This is a genomic window from Rhizobium giardinii bv. giardinii H152 (genome assembly GCF_000379605.1).
Lineage (GTDB): Bacteria > Pseudomonadota > Alphaproteobacteria > Rhizobiales > Rhizobiaceae > Pararhizobium > Pararhizobium giardinii.
Genome location: NZ_KB902579.1, coordinates 452,110 through 469,913, shown reverse-complemented (window position 1 = coordinate 469,913; position 17,804 = coordinate 452,110). Strand labels below are relative to the sequence as shown.

Genomic DNA, 17,804 nt, shown 5'->3' with positions numbered 1-17,804 from the left:
GGAGATGAGCCGGCGCGTCGCGCCAGACCTGGAGGCCGGATTTGGACGATCATTCTCCCCTGAAACGGACACCGTTGCATGCGCTGCACGTGTCACTTGGCGCCCGCATGGTGCCCTTTGCCGGCTATGACATGCCGGTGCAATATCCGGCCGGCGTGATGAAGGAGCATCTCCACACTCGCGGCGCCGCCGGCCTGTTCGACGTTTCGCACATGGGCCAGATCATCCTGCGGCCGAAATCCGGAAAGATCGAGGACGCAGCACTTGCGCTTGAAAAGCTCGTGCCGGTCGATGTGCTCGGCCTTGGCGAAAACCGCCAGCGCTACGGGCTGTTCACCAACGACCAGGGCGGCATTCTCGACGACCTGATGATCGCCAATCGCGGCGACCATCTTTTTCTGGTCGTCAACGCCGCCTGCAAGGATGCCGATTTCGCGCACCTGCAAGATCATCTGGGCGCGACCTGCGATCTCGCCTTGCTCGATGACCGCGCGCTGATCGCGTTGCAGGGTCCGCGCGCCGAATGTGTTCTTGCCGAACTTTGGGCCGATATCGCCACCATGCGCTTCATGGACGTCGCCGAGGCCGCCCTGCATGATGTGCCCTGCATCATTTCCCGCTCCGGCTATACGGGCGAGGATGGATTTGAAATTTCCATCCCGGCCGCCTCCGCCGAAGACGTCACGCGCCGCATCCTCGAGCATCCGGATGTCCTGCCGATCGGCCTTGGAGCCCGCGATTCGCTCCGACTGGAAGCCGGGCTCTGTCTCTATGGAAACGATATCGACACCGGCACGACCCCGGTAGAGGCCGCGCTTGAATGGGCGATGCAAAAGGCCCGCCGTGCCGGAGGTGCGCGCGAAGGCGGCTTTCCCGGCGCGCCGATCATCCTTGGCCAGTTTGCCGAAGGCGCCGGTCGCCGGCGCGTTGGCCTGAAGCCGGACGGGAAAGCCCCCGTGCGCGGCGGTGCGATGCTCTATGCCGATGCGCAGGGTCACACGCAAGCCGGCGTCGTCACGTCGGGCGGCTTCGGCCCGAGTGTCGATCATCCGGTCGCCATGGGCTACGTCGCCGCTCCCTATATCGCCAACGGCACCCAGCTTTTCGCGGAGGTGCGCGGCAAATACCTGCCCGTCACTGTCTCATCCCTTCCCTTCATCACCCCAACTTACAAACGTTGATCCGGAGCAAAACCCGATGCTGAAATTTACCGACGAACACGAATGGCTGAAAATCGAGGGTGACGTGGCGACCGTCGGCATCACCGCGCATGCCGCCGAACAGCTTGGCGATCTCGTTTTCGTCGAACTGCCGGAAGCCGGAACGAGCCTCGACAAGGGCGCAACGGCGGCCACGGTCGAATCCGTCAAGGCCGCTTCCGACGTCTATTGTCCGCTCGACGGCGAAATTATCGAGAGCAACCAGGCGATCGTCGATGACCCGTCTCTGGTCAACAGCGATCCGCAGGGCGCCGGCTGGTTCTTCAAACTGAAGCTCGCCGATCCGTCTGCCGCCAATGCGCTGCTCGACGAAGCCGCCTACAAGGAGCTGATCGCCTGATGAGCATGCCGAAAGACTTCACCTTCACCGACTACAAACCGTATGACTTCGCCAACCGCCGCCATATCGGGCCCTCGCCCGACGAAATGGCGGCGATGCTCCAGGTGATCGGTTATGACAGCCTCGACGCGTTGATCGACGACACGGTTCCGCCGTCGATCCGCCAGAAGAGCCCGCTTGCCTGGGGGGCTGCGATGACCGAGCGCGAGGCGCTCGACAAGATGCGCGAGACGGCCAACCGCAACAAGAAGCTCGTCTCGCTGATCGGCCAGGGCTATTACGGCACGATCACGCCGCCGGTGATCCAGCGCAACATTCTCGAAAATCCTGCCTGGTACACCGCCTACACGCCTTACCAGCCGGAAATCAGCCAGGGCCGCCTGGAAGCACTCCTGAACTACCAGACGATGGTCTGTGACCTCACCGGCCTCGACGTTGCCAACGCCTCGCTGCTCGACGAGGCAACTGCCGCTGCCGAAGCCATGGCGATGGCCGAGCGCGTGTCGAAATCCAAGGAAACCGCATTCTTCGTCGACGAGAATTGCCATCCGCAGACGGTCGCGCTGATCAAGACGCGCGCCGAACCGCTCGGCTGGACGGTCGTCGTCGGCAATCCCCATACAGATCTGGAATCGGCAAGCGTCTTCGGCGCGATCTTCCAGTATCCCGGCACCTACGGCCATGTGAGCGACTTTACCGGTCTGATCGCCCGTCTGCATCAGGCCGGCGCGATCGCGGTCATCGCCGCCGATCCGCTGGCACTGGCTCTCTTGAAGTCGCCGGGCGAAATGGGCGCCGACATCGCCATCGGCTGCACCCAGCGCTTCGGTGTTCCGGTCGGCTACGGCGGCCCGCATGCGGCCTACATGGCCGTCAAGGACGCCTACAAGCGATCGATGCCCGGCCGCCTCGTCGGCGTGTCCGTCGACAGCCGCGGCAACCGCGCCTACCGGCTTTCGCTGCAGACGCGCGAACAGCACATCCGCCGGGAAAAGGCGACATCCAACATCTGCACGGCACAGGTGCTGCTCGCCGTCATGGCATCGATGTATGCGGTTTTCCACGGTCCAAAGGGCATCAAGGCGATCGCCCAGAGTGTTCACCAGAAGACCGTTCGGCTTGCCATGGGGCTCGAGAAGCTCGGCTACACCGTCGAGCCTGACGTGTTCTTCGACACGATCACCGTCGATGTCGGCAAGCTGCAGGGCATCATCCTGAAGACGGCCGTCGCCGAGGAGGTCAACCTGCGCCGGATCGGCACCACCAAGATCGGCATCAGCCTCGACGAACGGTCGCGGCCGGTGACGCTGGAGGCCGTCTGGCGGGCGTTCGGCGGCGATTTCAGCGTCGAAGACTTCGACCCCGGCTATCGTCTGCCGGGAGGGCTGCTGCGCACCAGCGAATACCTGACCCATCCTATCTTCCACATGAACCGGGCGGAAAGCGAAATGACGCGCTATATCCGCCGGCTGTCGGACCGCGATCTGGCGCTCGATCGCTCGATGATCCCGCTCGGCTCCTGCACGATGAAGCTGAATGCGACAGCGGAAATGCTGCCGATCACCTGGCCGGAATTCTCGGAAATTCATCCGTTCGTGCCGGCGGACCAGGCCGAAGGCTATCGCCACATGATCACCGACCTGTCGCAGAAGCTCTGCGCGGTGACCGGCTACGATGCGATCTCCATGCAGCCGAATTCCGGTGCACAAGGGGAATATGCCGGCCTGCTGACGATCCGGGCCTATCACCTTGCCAATGGCGACAGTCACCGCGATGTCTGCCTGATCCCGACCTCGGCGCACGGTACCAACCCGGCCTCCGCGCAAATGGCCGGCATGAAGGTGGTGGTCGTCAAGGTCAGCGACAACGGCGACATCGACATGGAAGATTTCCGTGCAAAAGCAGCGCAGTACGCTGAAAACCTCTCGTGCTGCATGATCACCTATCCGTCCACCCACGGCGTGTTCGAGGAAAACGTGCGCGAGGTCTGCGACATTGTCCACAAGCATGGTGGCCAGGTCTATCTCGACGGTGCCAACATGAACGCCATGGTCGGCCTTGCCCGGCCGGGCGATATCGGCTCAGACGTCAGCCATCTCAACCTGCACAAGACCTTCTGCATTCCGCATGGCGGCGGCGGCCCGGGCATGGGACCGATCGGCGTCAAGGCCCACTTGGCACCGTTCCTGCCGGGACATCCGGAAACGGACGGCGGCGAAGGTGCCGTGTCGGCAGCGCCGTTCGGCTCGGCCTCGATCCTGCCGATCTCGTGGAGCTACTGCCTGATGATGGGCGGCGAAGGGCTGACGCAGGCGACCAAGGTGGCGATCCTCAACGCCAACTACATCGCCGCACGCCTGAAGGGCGCCTACGGCGTGCTCTACAAGTCGGCCAGGGGCCGCGTGGCGCATGAATGCATCATCGACACGCGTCCGCTGGTGGACAGCGCCGGCGTCACCGTGGACGACGTCGCCAAGCGGCTGATCGACTGCGGCTTCCACGCGCCGACCATGAGCTGGCCGGTCGCCGGCACGCTGATGATCGAACCGACGGAATCGGAAACCAAGGCCGAACTCGACCGCTTCTGCGATGCCATGCTGGCGATCCGCGCCGAAGCTCAGGCGATCGAGGATGGCGGGATGGACCGGGTGAACAATCCGCTGAAGAATGCGCCGCATACGGTGGAAGACCTCGTCGGCGACTGGGACCGCCCCTATTCGCGCGAACAGGCCTGCTACCCGCCGGGCGCCTTCCGCGTCGACAAATACTGGTCGCCGGTCAACCGGGTCGACAATGTCTTCGGCGACCGCAACCTCGTCTGCACCTGCCCGCCGCTGGAGGCCTACGCCGAGGCGGCAGAGTAACGCTTGAAACCGGGGGCGCTTCATGCGCCCCTTCCCATGCTGCGGTCGCTGCGTGAATCCTGCGGTTGTCCTCGGAACCGTTAAACCGCGTCCGGCAAGGTCAGGACAAAGCGCGCGCCCTGGCTAAAGGACGTGTCGAGCTCGATGGAGCCGTTGTGGCTGTCGGCGATCCGTTTGGCCAATGCCAACCCGATGCCTGTGCCCGGATAGACCGATTCGTCCCGGTGAAGACGTTGCAATACATCGAAGATCTTCTTCGCAAACCGTGGATCGATACCGATGCCGTTATCCTGGAAATAGATTCTGACACAATCGTCAATCGTTTCGCTATAGATGCTGATGACCGGCTTGATCCCCTCGCGGCGATACTTGACCGCATTGCCGATCAGGTTCTGGCAGAGGCGCTTCAGCAGTTCTGGATCACCCTTGACCTGCGGCAAGACATCGAACTCGAACCTTGCGTCTGCCTCCCGAATGAACGTGTCCAGATTGAGGATGGCGTCGGAAACAACGTCCGACATGGAAACCGTCTGCCAATTGTTGATCTGGTCGGCGATCTGGGCGTAATCGAGGAGGCTGTCGATCAGTCGATCCATCCGCCGGGCGCTCTGGCGCAGGTGGTGGGCATAGACCGGCAGATCTGCGAAATTGCCGCTCGTGACATCTTCGCTGATCATCTCCGAAAACATCGATATGTGGCGCAGCGGCGCCTTCAGGTCGTGTGAAACCGTGCCGGTGAACTGGTTGAGCGCTTCGTTCTTGCGCTTCAGCTCGGCACTTTGCTGGGCAATCCGCACCTGCTGTCGCTTCAACTCGGTGATGTCGCGCCCGGCAGTGATGTATTCGACAAGGTTGTCACCGTCGAACACCGCCATGTTGGACCAGAAGATCCAGAAGTCACTGCCATCGGCCAATGGCCGGCGCTGTTCGCGCGCGAAGATCGGATCCTCCGGCGAGAGGTTCCTCAGAAGGCGAACCAGACGCTCGCGGTCCCGTTCCGGGACAAAGTCCAGAAACGGCTTTCCGGCAAGCTCGCTCGCCGGTTTGCCGATGAACTCGGCATAGGTCTCGTTGACGAAGGTGCACGTCAGGTCCGGAGAAATCCGACAAATGAAATCCGGTATGTTCTGGACGAGCGTGTAATATTCCAGCCTCTGCCGGTCGAGCGCCAGTTCCGCCTCCTTCAGGGCCGTGACATCGATGCGCAGGACGACGGTATTGCCGTCACCGGCCTTCAGGTTTTCCGCCTGCATCCAGCGCCCGTCGCCGTAGGGAAAGAGATGCGGCTTGCCGCTCGGTTGGCGAAAATCCTGCAGTCGGCTTTCGATCCACGCCGAGGCCTCCGGCGAGCCGATCGGCATGGACGGATAGTTGCCGGCTTCATGGACGGCAACAAGGATTTCCTCGGCGGTCATGCCCATCTGGAGACCGTCACCGGCCTTGCCCAGGATGCGCCGATAGGCTTCATTGAAGGCGATCAGTTTTTCCTGCCTGTCGAAAATCGCAAAGCCTTCCGGTATCGCCTGCAGGGCGGCGTCGAACATCTCGGCGGTCTTCCTTCGCGCCCTGTCGAGTTCGAGAAGATCCGAAATATCGTGCACGACCCCGATGAAGCCCTGCGCCGTGCCATCCTCGTCGCGGACTGCGGTAACGCGCAGACGGGCGGAAAACACCGATCCGTCCTTTCGACGGTATTGGTGGACGTCATCTGAAACATCCTCGCCGGCGCGTTCGCGCGCGTCCCGGCTGAGATATGCGTCGTAGTCTTCATCCGTGGCATAAAGTATCCGGGCCGGACGGTTGGCGATTTCATCCGCCGTATAACCGAATTGCTTCGTGATCGCGGGATTTGCGGAAAGGATGATCCAGTCGGAATCAATGATGACAACCGGATCGGGAAAGCTGCCGTAGAGGGCCTGGACGAAATGTTTCTGCGCAATCGGCATCGCGTTACTCAATCCAGGCCCGGCCGCGTTTGTCAGACGTGCATAAAAACAGAAAAAGAGACTGGCGGAAACCAGTCTCCTTTGGAATTCTCGTGCAAATATCGGCCCTTGCGCGAAAGCCTAGCCGGCTCGCACGACCGCATCGCCCTTGGCCGCGAACGCCGCAAGGTCCGCCGGCTTCAGTTCGACCGATTCGCCGCAGCCGCAGGCGGAGGTCTGGTTCGGATTGTTGAAGGTGAAGCCCGAGCGCAGCGTCGTCACTTCGAAATCCATGCGGGTACCGAGCAGGTAAAGGACGGCTTCCGGCGCGACCCAGACCTTGGCGCCCTGATGCTCGACGAAATCGTCCTTGGGGTTGGCTGTAGTCACCAGGTCGATGGCATATTCCATACCGGCGCAACCGCCCTTCTTGATCGACACACGAATGCCCTCGGCGCCGCCACCGGCATTCTCGACGATCGCCTTGACGCGGCCGGCGGCCGCATCGCTCAAACTCATCACTGCAAAGCCCATCGGCCATTCTCCTTAGCGCAATCAGGTTCAAGGCCTGATGCTTTCCCGAGTCCAGAATGTAATGTGCGGCGGCTAAGGGATCAATACGCCTGCGGCACTGATCAGTACCAGCCGACGGCCACCTGCGCCTCTTCCGACATGCGGTCCGGCGTCCATGGCGGATCGAAGGTCATGGTCACCTCGACGCCGGACACGCCTTCGACGGCACCGACCGCATTCTCCACCCAGCCCGGCATCTCTCCGGCCACCGGGCAGCCGGGCGCGGTCAGCGTCATGGCGATCCTGACCATCCGGTCGTCTTCGATATCGATCTTGTAGATCAGCCCGAGCTCGAAGATGTCGGCCGGAATTTCCGGGTCATAGACCGTCTTCAAAGCCGAGATGACGTCGTCGCTGAGACGCGCCAGCTCGTCTGCGGGGATTGCGGAATGAACGATCCCTTCGCGGACATCGATCTTCTCTTCGGTCGTATCAAGGCTCATCAGACTATTCCTTACGCAAAGAATTTGCGGGCATGACCCAGCGCATCGACGAGCGCATCCACTTCGGCTCGCGTATTGTAGAGACCGAAGGATGCACGGCATGTGGAGGTGACGCCAAAGCGTTTCAAGAGCGGCTGGGCGCAATGCGTTCCGGCCCTCACCGCCACGCCCGCCCGGTCGATCACCATCGACACGTCGTGGGAATGGATCCCTTCGAGCTCGAAGGAGAAGATACCACCCTTGCCGGGCGCCGTCCCGAAGATGCGCAACGAATTGACGGACGACAGGCGCTGAAACGCGTAGGCAGCCAGATCGGCCTCGTGGGCGGCGATGGCCGCGCGGCCGAGCTTTTCCATGTAATCAAGCGCATAACCGAGACCGATCGCCTGGACGATCGGCGGCGTGCCTGCTTCGAAGCGGTGCGGCGGATCGTTGTACGTGACGGTGTCTTCGGTCACCTCGACGATCATTTCGCCGCCGCCCATGAAGGGGCGCATTTCCTTCAAGCGGTCCGTCTTGCCGTAGAGCACGCCGATGCCCGAGGGACCGTAGAGCTTGTGTCCGGTCATCACGTACCAGTCGCAATCGATGTCCTGGACATCGACCGGCATGTGGACCGCGGCCTGGCTGCCGTCGATCAAAACCGGGATACCGCGCTCATGGGCGATGCGGCAGATCTCCTTGACCGGAACGACCGTGCCAAGCGCATTCGACATATGCGTGATCGCCACCAGTTTGGTGCGGTCGCTCAGGCATTTGACGAAATCATCGATATGGAACACGCCTTGGTCGTCGACCGGTGCCCAGACGAGCTTTGCTCCCTGCCGTTCGCGGATGAAATGCCATGGCACGATGTTGGAGTGATGCTCCATGATCGAGATGACGATCTCGTCGCCCTCGCCAATCTTCGGCATGCCGTACCCATAGGCAACCGCATTGATCGCCTCCGTCGAGGACTTGGTGAAGATGATATTGTCGACGGACGGCGCGTTCAGGAAGCGACGCACCTTTTCGCGTGCGCCCTCATAGGCATCCGTCGCGGCATTCGACAGGAAATGCAGGCCGCGATGGACGTTGGCATATTCGTTGGCATAGGCATGGGCAACGGCGTCGATGACCACCTGCGGCTTCTGCGCCGAGGCGCCATTGTCGAGATAGACGAGCGGCTTGCCGTAGACGGTCCGCGACAGGATGGGAAAATCCCGGCGGATCGCTTCGACGTCGTAGGCAGGCACCGGCACCGTATGTTCCATGTCGTTGTCCAATCAGGCGTGCGTCTCGAGCCAGGCCGCGATGATCGCTTCCAAAGGCTCGATCACGGCTTCGTCTTCCAGTTCCTCGACGATCTCGTCGACGAAGGCATTGACCAGCATGGCCCGCGCCTTGTTTTCCGGAATGCCGCGGGCACGCAGGTAGAAAAGATGCGTCGCGTCGATGTCGATCACCGTTGCGCCGTGGCCGCACTGGACGTCGTCGGCAAAGATTTCCAGCTCCGGCTTTGCCGAAAAATCGGCGTCGTCGGAGAGGAGCAGCGTGTTGCATGCCATCTTCGCGTCAGTCTTCTGGGCATCGGGAGCAACGCGGATCTGCCCCTGGAAAACGCCCTTGGCGCGGCCGAGCAGGACGTTGCGGATGATTTCCGTCGATGTCGTGTTCGGGACGTCATGGCCGAGCGTGAAGGTCACATCCGTATGCGTTTCGCCGCCGAGCAGGTTGATGCCGCGCAGCTTGAAATCGGAGCCTTCGCCTGTCGTCACGCCATGAACTTCCTGGCGAACCAGCTTGCCGCCGGCATTGATGACGAACAGCCGCAGCTTGGCATTGGTACCAAGGTCGAAATTGACCTGCGCCAGATGGCTGTCGGCATCACCCTGCTGCTGCAGGATGATCCAGGTGATCTCCGCGCCCTCGTCGAGGATCAGGTCGCAAACGGTCGTCACGAGGCTCGGCGCGGCGCTGACGGAAAGGTGGCGTTCGATGACCACGGCCTTCGTGTTGGCGCCGAATGTTACCGGGAAGCGGGTATGGCTCTGGCCGGCGCTCTGCACCAGCTGAAGTTCCAGCGGCTGTTCGAGCTCGGTGCCTTCCGCAACCTCGATCTCGAAACCGTCACGCACGAAGCTGCCGTTGATACGGCCGATCGCGTCGTCGGCATCGCGCTCCACGAGATCGGCCGCCGCAACGCCCTCAACGAGGCTTTCGGCATAGGATCGGACGTTGACGCCGGCCGGCGCACCCTTGGTATCGGCCTTGCCGTTCAGGACGGACAGCACCGATGAACCGGCAACCAGCGGATCGACCCGCTGCGCAAAGGCGGTCGGGTCGACAGCCGGAACGCTGCGCAGAAGCGCGCGCAGATCGGTATAATGCCAGGATTCGACCCGCCGCGTCGGCAGGCCCTGCTTTCTCAGATCGGCAAGAAGCGTGTCGCGCGCCGAAAGCACGGCGCCTTCGCCGGGCAGTTCGCCGATCTGGGCGGTATAGCCATCGACGAGGGCCGTCTCGGCGGCCGTCATCGTTATCGCCGTTTGCATGTTCATCCCCAGCACTCCTCAGGCCGCCGCATCGATGATGTCGGCATAGCCGTTGGCTTCGAGATCGAGCGCCAGCGACTTGTCGCCGGACTTGATGATCTGGCCCTTGTAGAGAACGTGAACGCTGTCCGGCACGATGTATTCGAGCAGGCGCTGGTAGTGCGTGATGACGACGACGGCGCGATCCGGCGAGCGCAGTGCATTGACGCCGTCGGCGACGATCTTCAGCGCGTCGATGTCGAGGCCGCTGTCGGTTTCGTCCAGCACGCAGAGCTTCGGCTCCAGCAATGCCATCTGCAGTATTTCCGCGCGCTTTTTCTCGCCGCCGGAGAAGCCGACGTTCAGCGGCCGCTTCAGCATGTCGGGGTTGATCTGCAGCCTGGCGGAGGCTTCCTTGACACGGCGGATGAAGTCCGGCGTCGAAAGCTCTTCCTCGCCGCGATACTTGCGCTGCTCGTTCAGTGCCACCTTGAGGAACTGCATGGTCGCGACGCCCGGAATTTCAACCGGATACTGGAAGGCAAGGAAAATCCCCTTGGCGGCACGCTCGGACGGGTCGAGCTCCAGGATGCTCTCGCCGTTGTAAAGGATGTCGCCTTCGGTAACTTCATAGTCTTCGCGGCCCGACAGGATGTAGGACAGCGTCGACTTGCCGGAGCCGTTCGGCCCCATGATCGCGGCAACCTCGCCAGCCTTCACGGTCAGGTCAAGGCCGCGGATGATCTCGGTGCCGTCTTCGGCGATGCGGGCATGGAGGTTCTTGATTTCAAGCATTTCGATCTTCCCTTTGGGAAATGAATAAACATCGTGCGCAGCGTTGCGCGCATCAGGTTCAATGTGTGAAGCCGCTTAGCCCACCGAGCCTTCCAGCGAAATCCCGATCAGCTTCTGCGCTTCGACCGCGAACTCCATCGGCAGTTCCTGGATGACTTCCTTGACGAAGCCGTTGACGATCAGCGCGATCGCCGCCTCTTCCGGAATGCCGCGCTGCAGGCAGTAGAACAGCTGGTCTTCGGAGATCTTCGACGTTGTCGCCTCATGCTCGAACTGGGCCGAGGCATTGCGTGCCTCGATGTAGGGCACCGTGTGGGCACCGCACTTGTCGCCGATCAGAAGACTGTCGCACTGCGTGAAGTTGCGGGCATTTTCCGCCCTGCGGTGCGTCGAGACCTGGCCGCGATAGGTGTTTTGCGACACGCCGGCGGCAATGCCCTTGGAAATGATGCGGCTCGACGTGTTCTTGCCGAGATGGATCATCTTCGTACCGCTGTCGATCTGCTGGTGGCCGTTTGACACGGCGATCGAATAGAACTCGCCGCGCGAACCGTCGCCGCGCAGGATGCAGGACGGGTATTTCCAGGTGATGGCGGAGCCGGTTTCGACCTGCGTCCACGAAATCTTCGAGTTCTTGCCGCGGCAATCGCCGCGCTTGGTGACGAAGTTGTAGATGCCGCCCTTGCCGTTCTTGTCGCCCGGATACCAGTTCTGGACGGTCGAATACTTGATCTCGGCATCATCGAGCGCAACCAACTCGACGACGGCCGCATGCAGCTGGTTTTCGTCGCGCTGCGGCGCGGTGCAGCCTTCGAGGTAGGAGACGTAAGCGCCCTCTTCCGCGATGATCAGCGTGCGCTCGAATTGGCCCGTGTTCTTCTCGTTGATGCGGAAATAGGTCGACAGTTCCATCGGGCAGCGAACGCCCTTCGGCACGAGGACGAAGGAACCGTCGGTGAAGACCGCGGAGTTCAGCGTCGCATAATAGTTGTCGGTCGTCGGAACGACAGAGCCGAGATATTTCCTGACGAGGTCCGGATGCTCACGGATCGCCTCGGAGATCGACATGAAGATGACCCCGGCCTTCTTCAGTTCTTCTTTGAAGGTCGTGACGACCGAAACGGAATCGAATACCGCATCGACGGCAATCCTCGAGGTCTTCACGCCAGCGAGCATTTCCTGCTCGCGCAGCGGAATGCCGAGCTTTTCATAGACCTTCAAAATTTCCGGGTCGACATCGTCAATCGACGTCGGGCCGGGTGTACTCTTCGGCGCGGCGTAATAGTAGATATCGTTGAAATCGATCTTCGGGTAGTTGACGCGCGCCCAGGTGGGCTCCTCAAGCGTCAGCCAGCGGCGGTAAGCCTCCAGACGCCACTCGAGCATCCATTCCGGTTCCTGCTTCTTCGCCGAAATGAAGCGGATGATCTCTTCGGACAGGCCCTTGGGCGCCTTGTCCATCTCGATCTTCGTTTCAAACCCGTATTTGTACTGGTCCACATCGATCAGGGCGACCTGATCGATTGTTTCCTGCACGGCAGCCATGTCGTTCTCCAATCTCGCCGGATACAAGGTCCGGCAGCTTGTCAGTACGATGCGATTTTCGTCGCACCGCTAATGTAATGGCTAAGGGGCGATTTTCACCCCGTTTGCCAAGCGGAAAATTGAATTTCCGCAATTTTATTGCCTTCAGGCGGCGGCCCCCGAGAGCCTGCGCCGCGCCGCGACCTTTGCAAAGACCTCGGCACAGCGGCCGATTTCGGCCCGCGTCGTAGACGACCCGATCGATATCCGCAATGCGCCCTGTCCCGGATCATGACCCATTGCCGACAGAACATAGCTCTGGCCGACCTTGCCGGACGAACAGGCCGACCCTGCCGACAAAGCGACGCCTTCCAGATCGAAGGCGATCTGGCCCGTCTCGGCCTTGAGGCCGGGCAAGGTGAAGAACGTCGTATTGCCGAGCCGAGGTCCGCTTTTGCCATGGATGATGACGTCGGGCGCTACGGCGACCATTTCGCTTTCCAGATCATCGCGCAATGCCGCAACCGCCGCCATCCGCCCCGCTAGCCCATCGACCGCAGCGCGCGCCGCAGCCCCGAAACCGGCGATGGCCGCAGGGTTTTCCGTCCCCGAGCGATGGCCCTTCTCCTGGCCGCCGCCACGGATCAGCGCCGAAGGCATCAGGATTTCGCCGCGTGCGATCAGTGCGCCCGCGCCCTTTGGTCCGCCGATCTTGTGCGACGAAATGATCAGGAAGTCGGCGCCAAGGTTTTCGATCGACAAGGCGATGCGGCCCGCGGCCTGCACCCCATCGACGACCAGAATGCCACCGGCCGCCTTGACCAGATGCGAAACCTCCGCGATCGGCTGGACGATGCCGGTTTCATTGTTGGCAAGCATGACGGCAACCATCGGCAGGCCGGTCTGGCGGTCATGCGCGGCAAGTGCCGCCTCGAGCGCTGCCAGGTCCAGCATGCCCGCCGGCGTCACGGCGATTTCGCTGATGTCGTTCCTGCCGAAACGGCCGCCTTCGCGAATGGCGGGATGCTCGATCGCGGAAATATAGAGATGGCCGATCGAAATCGGCGTCTTGCCCATCCGGAAATCAGGCGTCAGCACCCAGTTGGCCGCCTCGGTGGCGCCGCTGGTGAACGTCACGCTGGCCGGTTGCGCGCCGCACAATGCGGCCACGTCGCGCCGCGCAGTCTCGATCAACGCACGGATCTTGCGACCTTCGCCGTGAACGGATGACGGGTTGCCGGCAAGATCGAGCGCAGACAAGCACGCCTCGCGCGCGGCCGGCAAAAGCGGCGCGGTGGCATTCCAGTCCATATAAATGCGCGCTTCCCTCATGTTCCCTTGCCAAAGAACGACCGGTTGCCATGTTAAAGGCAGCGGCCGGTGCATTTTCCTTGAAATTTTCGCGTCGCTTGCCGTAAGAGACGACACTCGTCACGGAAAGACCGTGTCAAAGTTTTGAATGGTTCTAAACTACGTTTTAAAAAAGCTGACTGCTTTCGTCAAGACTGCTGAAGCCTCGGAACGTGTTTTTTAGTGCCATAAACATGCCCGGAGAGCCAATGCCCGAAATCATCTTCAACGGACCGGCCGGTCGCCTCGAAGGCCGTTACCAGCCGTCCAAGCAGAAGAACGCCCCGATCGCCATCGTCCTGCACCCGCATCCGCAATTCGGCGGGACGATGAACAACCAGATCGTCTATCAGCTGTTCTACATGTTCCAGAAGCGCGGCTTCACCACGTTGCGCTTCAATTTCCGTTCGATCGGCCGCAGCCAGGGCGAATTCGACCACGGCGCCGGCGAACTGTCCGATGCAGCTTCCGCACTCGACTGGGTCCAGAGCATGCACCCGGATTCAAAGAGCTGTTGGGTTGCCGGCTATTCGTTCGGGGCGTGGATCGGCATGCAGCTTCTGATGCGCCGGCCGGAGATCGAAGGCTTCATGTCGATCGCACCGCAGCCGAATACCTACGACTTTTCGTTCCTGGCGCCCTGCCCGTCATCCGGCCTGATCATCAATGGCGATCTCGACAAGGTGGCGCCGGAAAAGGACGTCAACAACCTGGTCGACAAGCTGAAGGCGCAGAAGGGCATCCTGATCACCCACAGGACCGTGCCGGGCGCGAACCACTTCTTCAACGGCCAGGTCGATGCGCTGATGGCCGAATGCGAGGATTATCTCGACCGGCGGCTGAACGGCGAATTGACCCCGGAGCCGGCAGCCAAGCGCATCCGCTGAGATCTCAAAAGGCCGGGTCGTTTCCGGCCTTTTCATTTGCTGATGATCGTCACACCTGGGTCTACCGCTGCTCCCGGCCTGTCGCCGCCACAAGATCGAGAACCTGTTCACAAAGCTCAGGGACTGGCGGCGTATCGCCCCACACATTCCTCCATCGCAGCCGCCGTTACCTTCCGGCTCTAGTCAATGAGCCCCGAGCCTAAACCTTGCCCAGATGCTTCGGCCAGAATTCCTGGTGGACTTCGGCGGCTTCGTCTTCGAGGTTCGTCGGGCCGACCACAGCGACGGCACGCGCGCCCGTCTCCAACACTGCCCGGCTGGGCACATTTAACCCGATCCCGGCAATTTCGCCGAGCCGCGTTTCGGAGCACGCAAACACCACACACCCGATACCCGACCAGTAGATCGCCCCGGCGCACATCGCGCACGGTTCGGTGCTCGCGTAGAGCGTGCAGTCAGCGAGAAAAGCAGGGTCGTAATGCTGCGCCGCCAGTTTAACCAGGTTCATCTCGGCGTGATTTGTCATATCGTGGCCGGTGAAGACGCTGTTTTCGGCGCGCAGGATGACTTCGCCGTCCTTCACCAGTACTGAGCCAAACGGTTCGTCGCCGTTTGCCATCGCGGATTTCGAGAGCGCAATCGCCTCGCGCAGAAACGGCTCGTGATTTTCCATGAGACCCCCCAAGAGTTAGAGCGGGATGATCTTCCCTCGGATCGAAGGGATTTCCAAGGGCTGCAAATCAGATTCAAGATCGGTGATCTGCATCGAGCAATGAGTCAGGAAAACGTTAATCGGGGCGCAAGAGCCCCGATTTCTCGGGCATGCAGAGCATGCCGCCGGTGACCGCAGCGGCGACGCCCGTCGTACCCGGGAAGGTCAGCGGCCGGTTCAGCAAAGAGCGAACAGCGAGATAGGCCCAGGCTTCCGCCTCCATGGCGTCCCCATCGAAACCGGCCTCCTCCGCGGCGATGACCGTCGCGTTCTGTACCCGGGCAAGGTCAAGGAGATCCTGCATGATGACACGGTTCAACCGCCCGCCGCCGCAGACGATGTAGAGCGCTGGTGGCTCGGGAAGATGCTTTGCCGATTTCAGAATGGCGGCGGCCGTGACATGGGCAAGCGTGCGCGCACCGTCCGCCAGCCCGGCCTCGCCCTTCTGCGGCGGCAGGAAATCATTGCGATCCAGCGATCGGCGCTGGTTGGAGGAAAAGAAGGAGCTGCCGAGATAGCGATCGGCCAGGCTCGGCAACACCTTTCCGGTGCTGGCGATTTCCCCGCCCTGGTCGTAAGCGGCGCCCGTATGCATTTCCACCCACTGGTCGATCAGCGTATTTCCCGGCCCGCTGTCATAGGCCACGATCTCTCCGTTCCTGCCGATAAAGGTGAGATTGGAGATGCCGCCGATATTGACGAATACCGTCGGCAATGCCTGGCCTGCGCTTGCAGAGAGTGCGGCGTGGTAGACGGGAATGAGCGGCGCGCCCTGCCCGCCGTGGACCATGTCGTTGGCGCGCATGTCGTAGACGACCGGAATGCCGGTCGCCTGCGCAAGAAGTGCGCCGTCGCCAAGTTGCACGGTGAGCGCCTCATCCGGACGATGGAGAACGGTCTGCCCGTGAAAGCCGATCACATCGATCTCGCCAGGCGACAGATCATGCCGATACAGAAAATCGCTTACCGCCACGGCATGCCGTAACGTCAGGTTTCGCTCTACCGCACCGAGGTCGCCCGGCCGCGCCGTCCTGTCGGTCAAATCCCGTGCTGCAACCAAGGCCTGCTTCAGTCGGTCGCGGAAAGACTGCTCATACGCTATGCCCATGGATGGTCCGCGTTCGACGACGTTTTCGCCGTCGGTGCGAAGGAGCGCGATGTCGATGCCATCCATGCTCGTGCCGCTCATCAGGCCGATGGCCGTTCTTATGGTCTTGGTCATCAGCGTTCCAAACTCGCAGGCCCTAAACATTCCCGACGCAGACAGGTGCACTTTTCAACAAACAGTGCTAAACGCCGCGCACATATCCAACAAGCGTTAATCCAAACAGCCCACCGAAAGAGACAGGTCATGTCCGAGTTCAAGTCCGATTTCCTTCACACCCTCCAGGAACGCGGTTTCATCCACCAGACGTCCGACGACGCCGGGCTGGATGCGCTGTTCAACAAGGAGATCGTGACGGCCTATATCGGGTTCGATCCGACAGCGCCCAGCCTGCATGCCGGGGGTCTCATCCAGATCATGATGCTGCACTGGCTGCAGGCCACCGGCCACCGGCCGATCTCGCTGATGGGCGGCGGCACCGGCATGGTCGGCGACCCGTCCTTCAAGGACGAGGCACGCCAGCTGATGACGCCGGAAACGATTGCCGCCAACATCGCCAGCATCAAAACGGTGTTCTCCAACTACCTGACCTACGGCGAAGGGCCCAAGGATGCCCTGATGATCAACAATGCCGACTGGTTGCTCGGCATCAACTATCTCGAATTCCTGCGCGATGTCGGCCGTCATTTCTCGGTCAACCGCATGCTCGCCTTCGACAGCGTCAAGACGAGGCTCGACCGCGAACAGTCGCTGTCTTTCCTGGAATTCAACTACATGATCCTGCAGGCCTACGACTTCGTCGAGCTCTACAAGCGTACCGGCTGCCGCTTGCAGATGGGGGGCTCCGACCAGTGGGGCAACATCGTCAACGGCATCGATCTCGGCCACCGCATGGGCACGCCGCAGCTTTACGCGCTGACTTCGCCGCTGCTCACCACCTCTTCGGGTGCCAAGATGGGCAAGTCGGTCAACGGCGCGATCTGGCTCAACCCGGATATGCTGTCGGCCTACGACTTCTGGCAATACTGGCGCAACACGTTGGATGCCGACGTGTCGCGCTTCCTCAAGCTCTACACGACACTGCCGATGAGCGAAATCGCCCGCCTGTCGCAACTCGGCGGCGCGGAAATCAACGAGGTCAAGAAGATCCTCGCGACCGAGATCACGGCGATGCTGCATGGCCGCGCTGCCGCCGAGGAAGCCGCCGAAACCGCGCGCAAGACCTTCGAGGAAGGCGCGCTTGCCGAGAACCTGCCGTCGATCGACGTGCCGGCGGCAGAGCTCGAAGCCGGCGTCGGCGTTCTTTCGCTGTTCGTGCGTGCCGGCCTGGCGGAATCCAACGGCAAGGTCCGGCAGTTCCTGAAAGACGGCGCAGTCCGCGTCAACGACAAGGTGGTCAGTGACGACCGGCAGGTGATCGGCACAGGCGAGATCACCGTCGAAAATGTCATCAAGCTGTCGCTCGGCAAGAAGAAGCACATTCTCGTCCGGCCCGCCTGATCGGCGGCAGCATCGTGCAATCACTGCGAAACCGGCGGCGATCCCGCCGGTTT

At 61.6% G+C, this 17,804-nt stretch carries 15 protein-coding genes; 5 read left to right on the top strand and 10 right to left on the bottom strand.

Annotated features, from left to right (window positions below; genetic code table 11):
• The first annotated feature begins 41 nt into the window (after positions 1–41).
• From gcvT to gcvP, 3 genes are read left to right on the top strand one after another with little or no spacing between them, the layout of a single operon-like run.
• Positions 42–1,181, top strand: coding sequence for a glycine cleavage system aminomethyltransferase GcvT (gcvT, locus tag A3AY_RS0105830; protein ID WP_026203152.1), 1,140 nt, complete (start codon positions 42–44; stop codon positions 1,179–1,181).
• Between the two features lie 16 nt (positions 1,182–1,197).
• Positions 1,198–1,560 (top strand): glycine cleavage system protein GcvH, encoded by a 363-nt coding sequence (gcvH, locus tag A3AY_RS0105825; RefSeq protein WP_018324754.1) that lies wholly within the window; start codon positions 1,198–1,200, stop codon positions 1,558–1,560.
• Positions 1,560–4,424 (top strand): aminomethyl-transferring glycine dehydrogenase, encoded by a 2,865-nt coding sequence (gcvP, locus tag A3AY_RS0105820; protein ID WP_018324753.1) that lies wholly within the window; start codon positions 1,560–1,562, stop codon positions 4,422–4,424. The genes gcvH and gcvP overlap by 1 nt, the downstream gene beginning before the upstream one ends.
• Before the next feature lie 80 nt (positions 4,425–4,504).
• Here gcvP and A3AY_RS0105815 read toward each other — a convergent pair whose 3' ends face one another.
• The 8 genes from A3AY_RS0105815 to A3AY_RS0105780 form a co-directional block, all read right to left on the bottom strand.
• Entirely contained in the window at positions 4,505–6,370 is a 1,866-nt protein-coding gene (locus tag A3AY_RS0105815) for a PAS domain-containing sensor histidine kinase (protein WP_018324752.1), read from the bottom strand.
• 120 nt (positions 6,371–6,490) lie between these two features.
• Complete coding sequence (sufA, locus tag A3AY_RS0105810; RefSeq protein ID WP_018324751.1) at positions 6,491–6,883, bottom strand: Fe-S cluster assembly scaffold SufA; 393 nt, start codon at positions 6,881–6,883, stop codon at positions 6,491–6,493.
• A 101-nt stretch (positions 6,884–6,984) separates the two neighbouring features.
• Complete coding sequence (locus tag A3AY_RS0105805; RefSeq protein ID WP_018324750.1) at positions 6,985–7,365, bottom strand: SUF system Fe-S cluster assembly protein; 381 nt, start codon at positions 7,363–7,365, stop codon at positions 6,985–6,987.
• Positions 7,366–7,376: 11 nt separating this feature from the next.
• On the bottom strand, positions 7,377–8,618 hold the full coding sequence (locus tag A3AY_RS0105800) for a cysteine desulfurase (RefSeq protein WP_026203151.1): 1,242 nt from the start codon (positions 8,616–8,618) through the stop codon (positions 7,377–7,379).
• 12 nt (positions 8,619–8,630) lie between these two features.
• On the bottom strand, positions 8,631–9,905 hold the full coding sequence (sufD, locus tag A3AY_RS0105795; protein ID WP_018324748.1) for a Fe-S cluster assembly protein SufD: 1,275 nt from the start codon (positions 9,903–9,905) through the stop codon (positions 8,631–8,633).
• Positions 9,906–9,917: 12 nt separating this feature from the next.
• The gene (sufC, locus tag A3AY_RS0105790; protein ID WP_018324747.1) at positions 9,918–10,673 is read right to left on the bottom strand and encodes a Fe-S cluster assembly ATPase SufC; all 756 of its coding nucleotides are present in this window, start codon (positions 10,671–10,673) and stop codon (positions 9,918–9,920) included.
• Between the two features lie 75 nt (positions 10,674–10,748).
• On the bottom strand, positions 10,749–12,218 hold the full coding sequence (gene sufB / locus A3AY_RS0105785; protein WP_018324746.1) for a Fe-S cluster assembly protein SufB: 1,470 nt from the start codon (positions 12,216–12,218) through the stop codon (positions 10,749–10,751).
• Between the two features lie 144 nt (positions 12,219–12,362).
• Complete coding sequence (locus tag A3AY_RS0105780) at positions 12,363–13,529, bottom strand: cysteine desulfurase family protein (protein ID WP_018324745.1); 1,167 nt, start codon at positions 13,527–13,529, stop codon at positions 12,363–12,365.
• Positions 13,530–13,756: 227 nt separating this feature from the next.
• Between A3AY_RS0105780 and A3AY_RS0105775 the strand changes: the two genes are divergently transcribed.
• Positions 13,757–14,434 carry an alpha/beta hydrolase gene (locus tag A3AY_RS0105775; RefSeq protein WP_018324744.1) on the top strand — a complete coding sequence of 226 codons (678 nt, stop codon included), beginning with the start codon at positions 13,757–13,759 and terminating at the stop codon, positions 14,432–14,434.
• Positions 14,435–14,633: 199 nt separating this feature from the next.
• On the opposite strand, the gene A3AY_RS0105770 is transcribed toward A3AY_RS0105775, so the two are convergent.
• A complete protein-coding gene (locus A3AY_RS0105770; protein ID WP_018324743.1) occupies positions 14,634–15,107 on the bottom strand; it encodes a nucleoside deaminase in 474 nt (157 codons plus the stop codon).
• A 115-nt stretch (positions 15,108–15,222) separates the two neighbouring features.
• Positions 15,223–16,368 carry an anhydro-N-acetylmuramic acid kinase gene (locus A3AY_RS34510; RefSeq protein ID WP_051108311.1) on the bottom strand — a complete coding sequence of 382 codons (1,146 nt, stop codon included), beginning with the start codon at positions 16,366–16,368 and terminating at the stop codon, positions 15,223–15,225.
• 129 nt (positions 16,369–16,497) lie between these two features.
• Here A3AY_RS34510 and tyrS point away from each other — a divergent pair, with 129 nt between their 5' ends.
• Positions 16,498–17,751, top strand: a complete 1,254-nt coding sequence (tyrS, locus tag A3AY_RS0105760; RefSeq protein WP_018324741.1) for a tyrosine--tRNA ligase — start codon at positions 16,498–16,500, stop codon at positions 17,749–17,751.
• The last annotated feature ends 53 nt before the right edge of the window (positions 17,752–17,804 follow it).

Coding starts and splice junctions, on each gene's coding strand:
- gcvH (WP_018324754.1), top strand. CDS start 1,198: ATGCTGAAATTTACCGACGAACACGAATGGCTGAAAATCGAGGGTGAC.
- gcvP (WP_018324753.1), top strand. CDS start 1,560: ATGAGCATGCCGAAAGACTTCACCTTCACCGACTACAAACCGTATGAC.
- A3AY_RS0105815 (WP_018324752.1), bottom strand. CDS start 6,370: ATGCCGATTGCGCAGAAACATTTCGTCCAGGCCCTCTACGGCAGCTTT.
- sufA (WP_018324751.1), bottom strand. CDS start 6,883: ATGGGCTTTGCAGTGATGAGTTTGAGCGATGCGGCCGCCGGCCGCGTC.
- A3AY_RS0105805 (WP_018324750.1), bottom strand. CDS start 7,365: ATGAGCCTTGATACGACCGAAGAGAAGATCGATGTCCGCGAAGGGATC.
- A3AY_RS0105800 (WP_026203151.1), bottom strand. CDS start 8,618: ATGGAACATACGGTGCCGGTGCCTGCCTACGACGTCGAAGCGATCCGC.
- sufD (WP_018324748.1), bottom strand. CDS start 9,905: ATGAACATGCAAACGGCGATAACGATGACGGCCGCCGAGACGGCCCTC.
- sufC (WP_018324747.1), bottom strand. CDS start 10,673: ATGCTTGAAATCAAGAACCTCCATGCCCGCATCGCCGAAGACGGCACC.
- sufB (WP_018324746.1), bottom strand. CDS start 12,218: ATGGCTGCCGTGCAGGAAACAATCGATCAGGTCGCCCTGATCGATGTG.
- A3AY_RS0105780 (WP_018324745.1), bottom strand. CDS start 13,529: ATGAGGGAAGCGCGCATTTATATGGACTGGAATGCCACCGCGCCGCTT.
- A3AY_RS0105775 (WP_018324744.1), top strand. CDS start 13,757: ATGCCCGAAATCATCTTCAACGGACCGGCCGGTCGCCTCGAAGGCCGT.
- A3AY_RS0105770 (WP_018324743.1), bottom strand. CDS start 15,107: ATGGAAAATCACGAGCCGTTTCTGCGCGAGGCGATTGCGCTCTCGAAA.
- A3AY_RS34510 (WP_051108311.1), bottom strand. CDS start 16,368: ATGACCAAGACCATAAGAACGGCCATCGGCCTGATGAGCGGCACGAGC.
- tyrS (WP_018324741.1), top strand. CDS start 16,498: ATGTCCGAGTTCAAGTCCGATTTCCTTCACACCCTCCAGGAACGCGGT.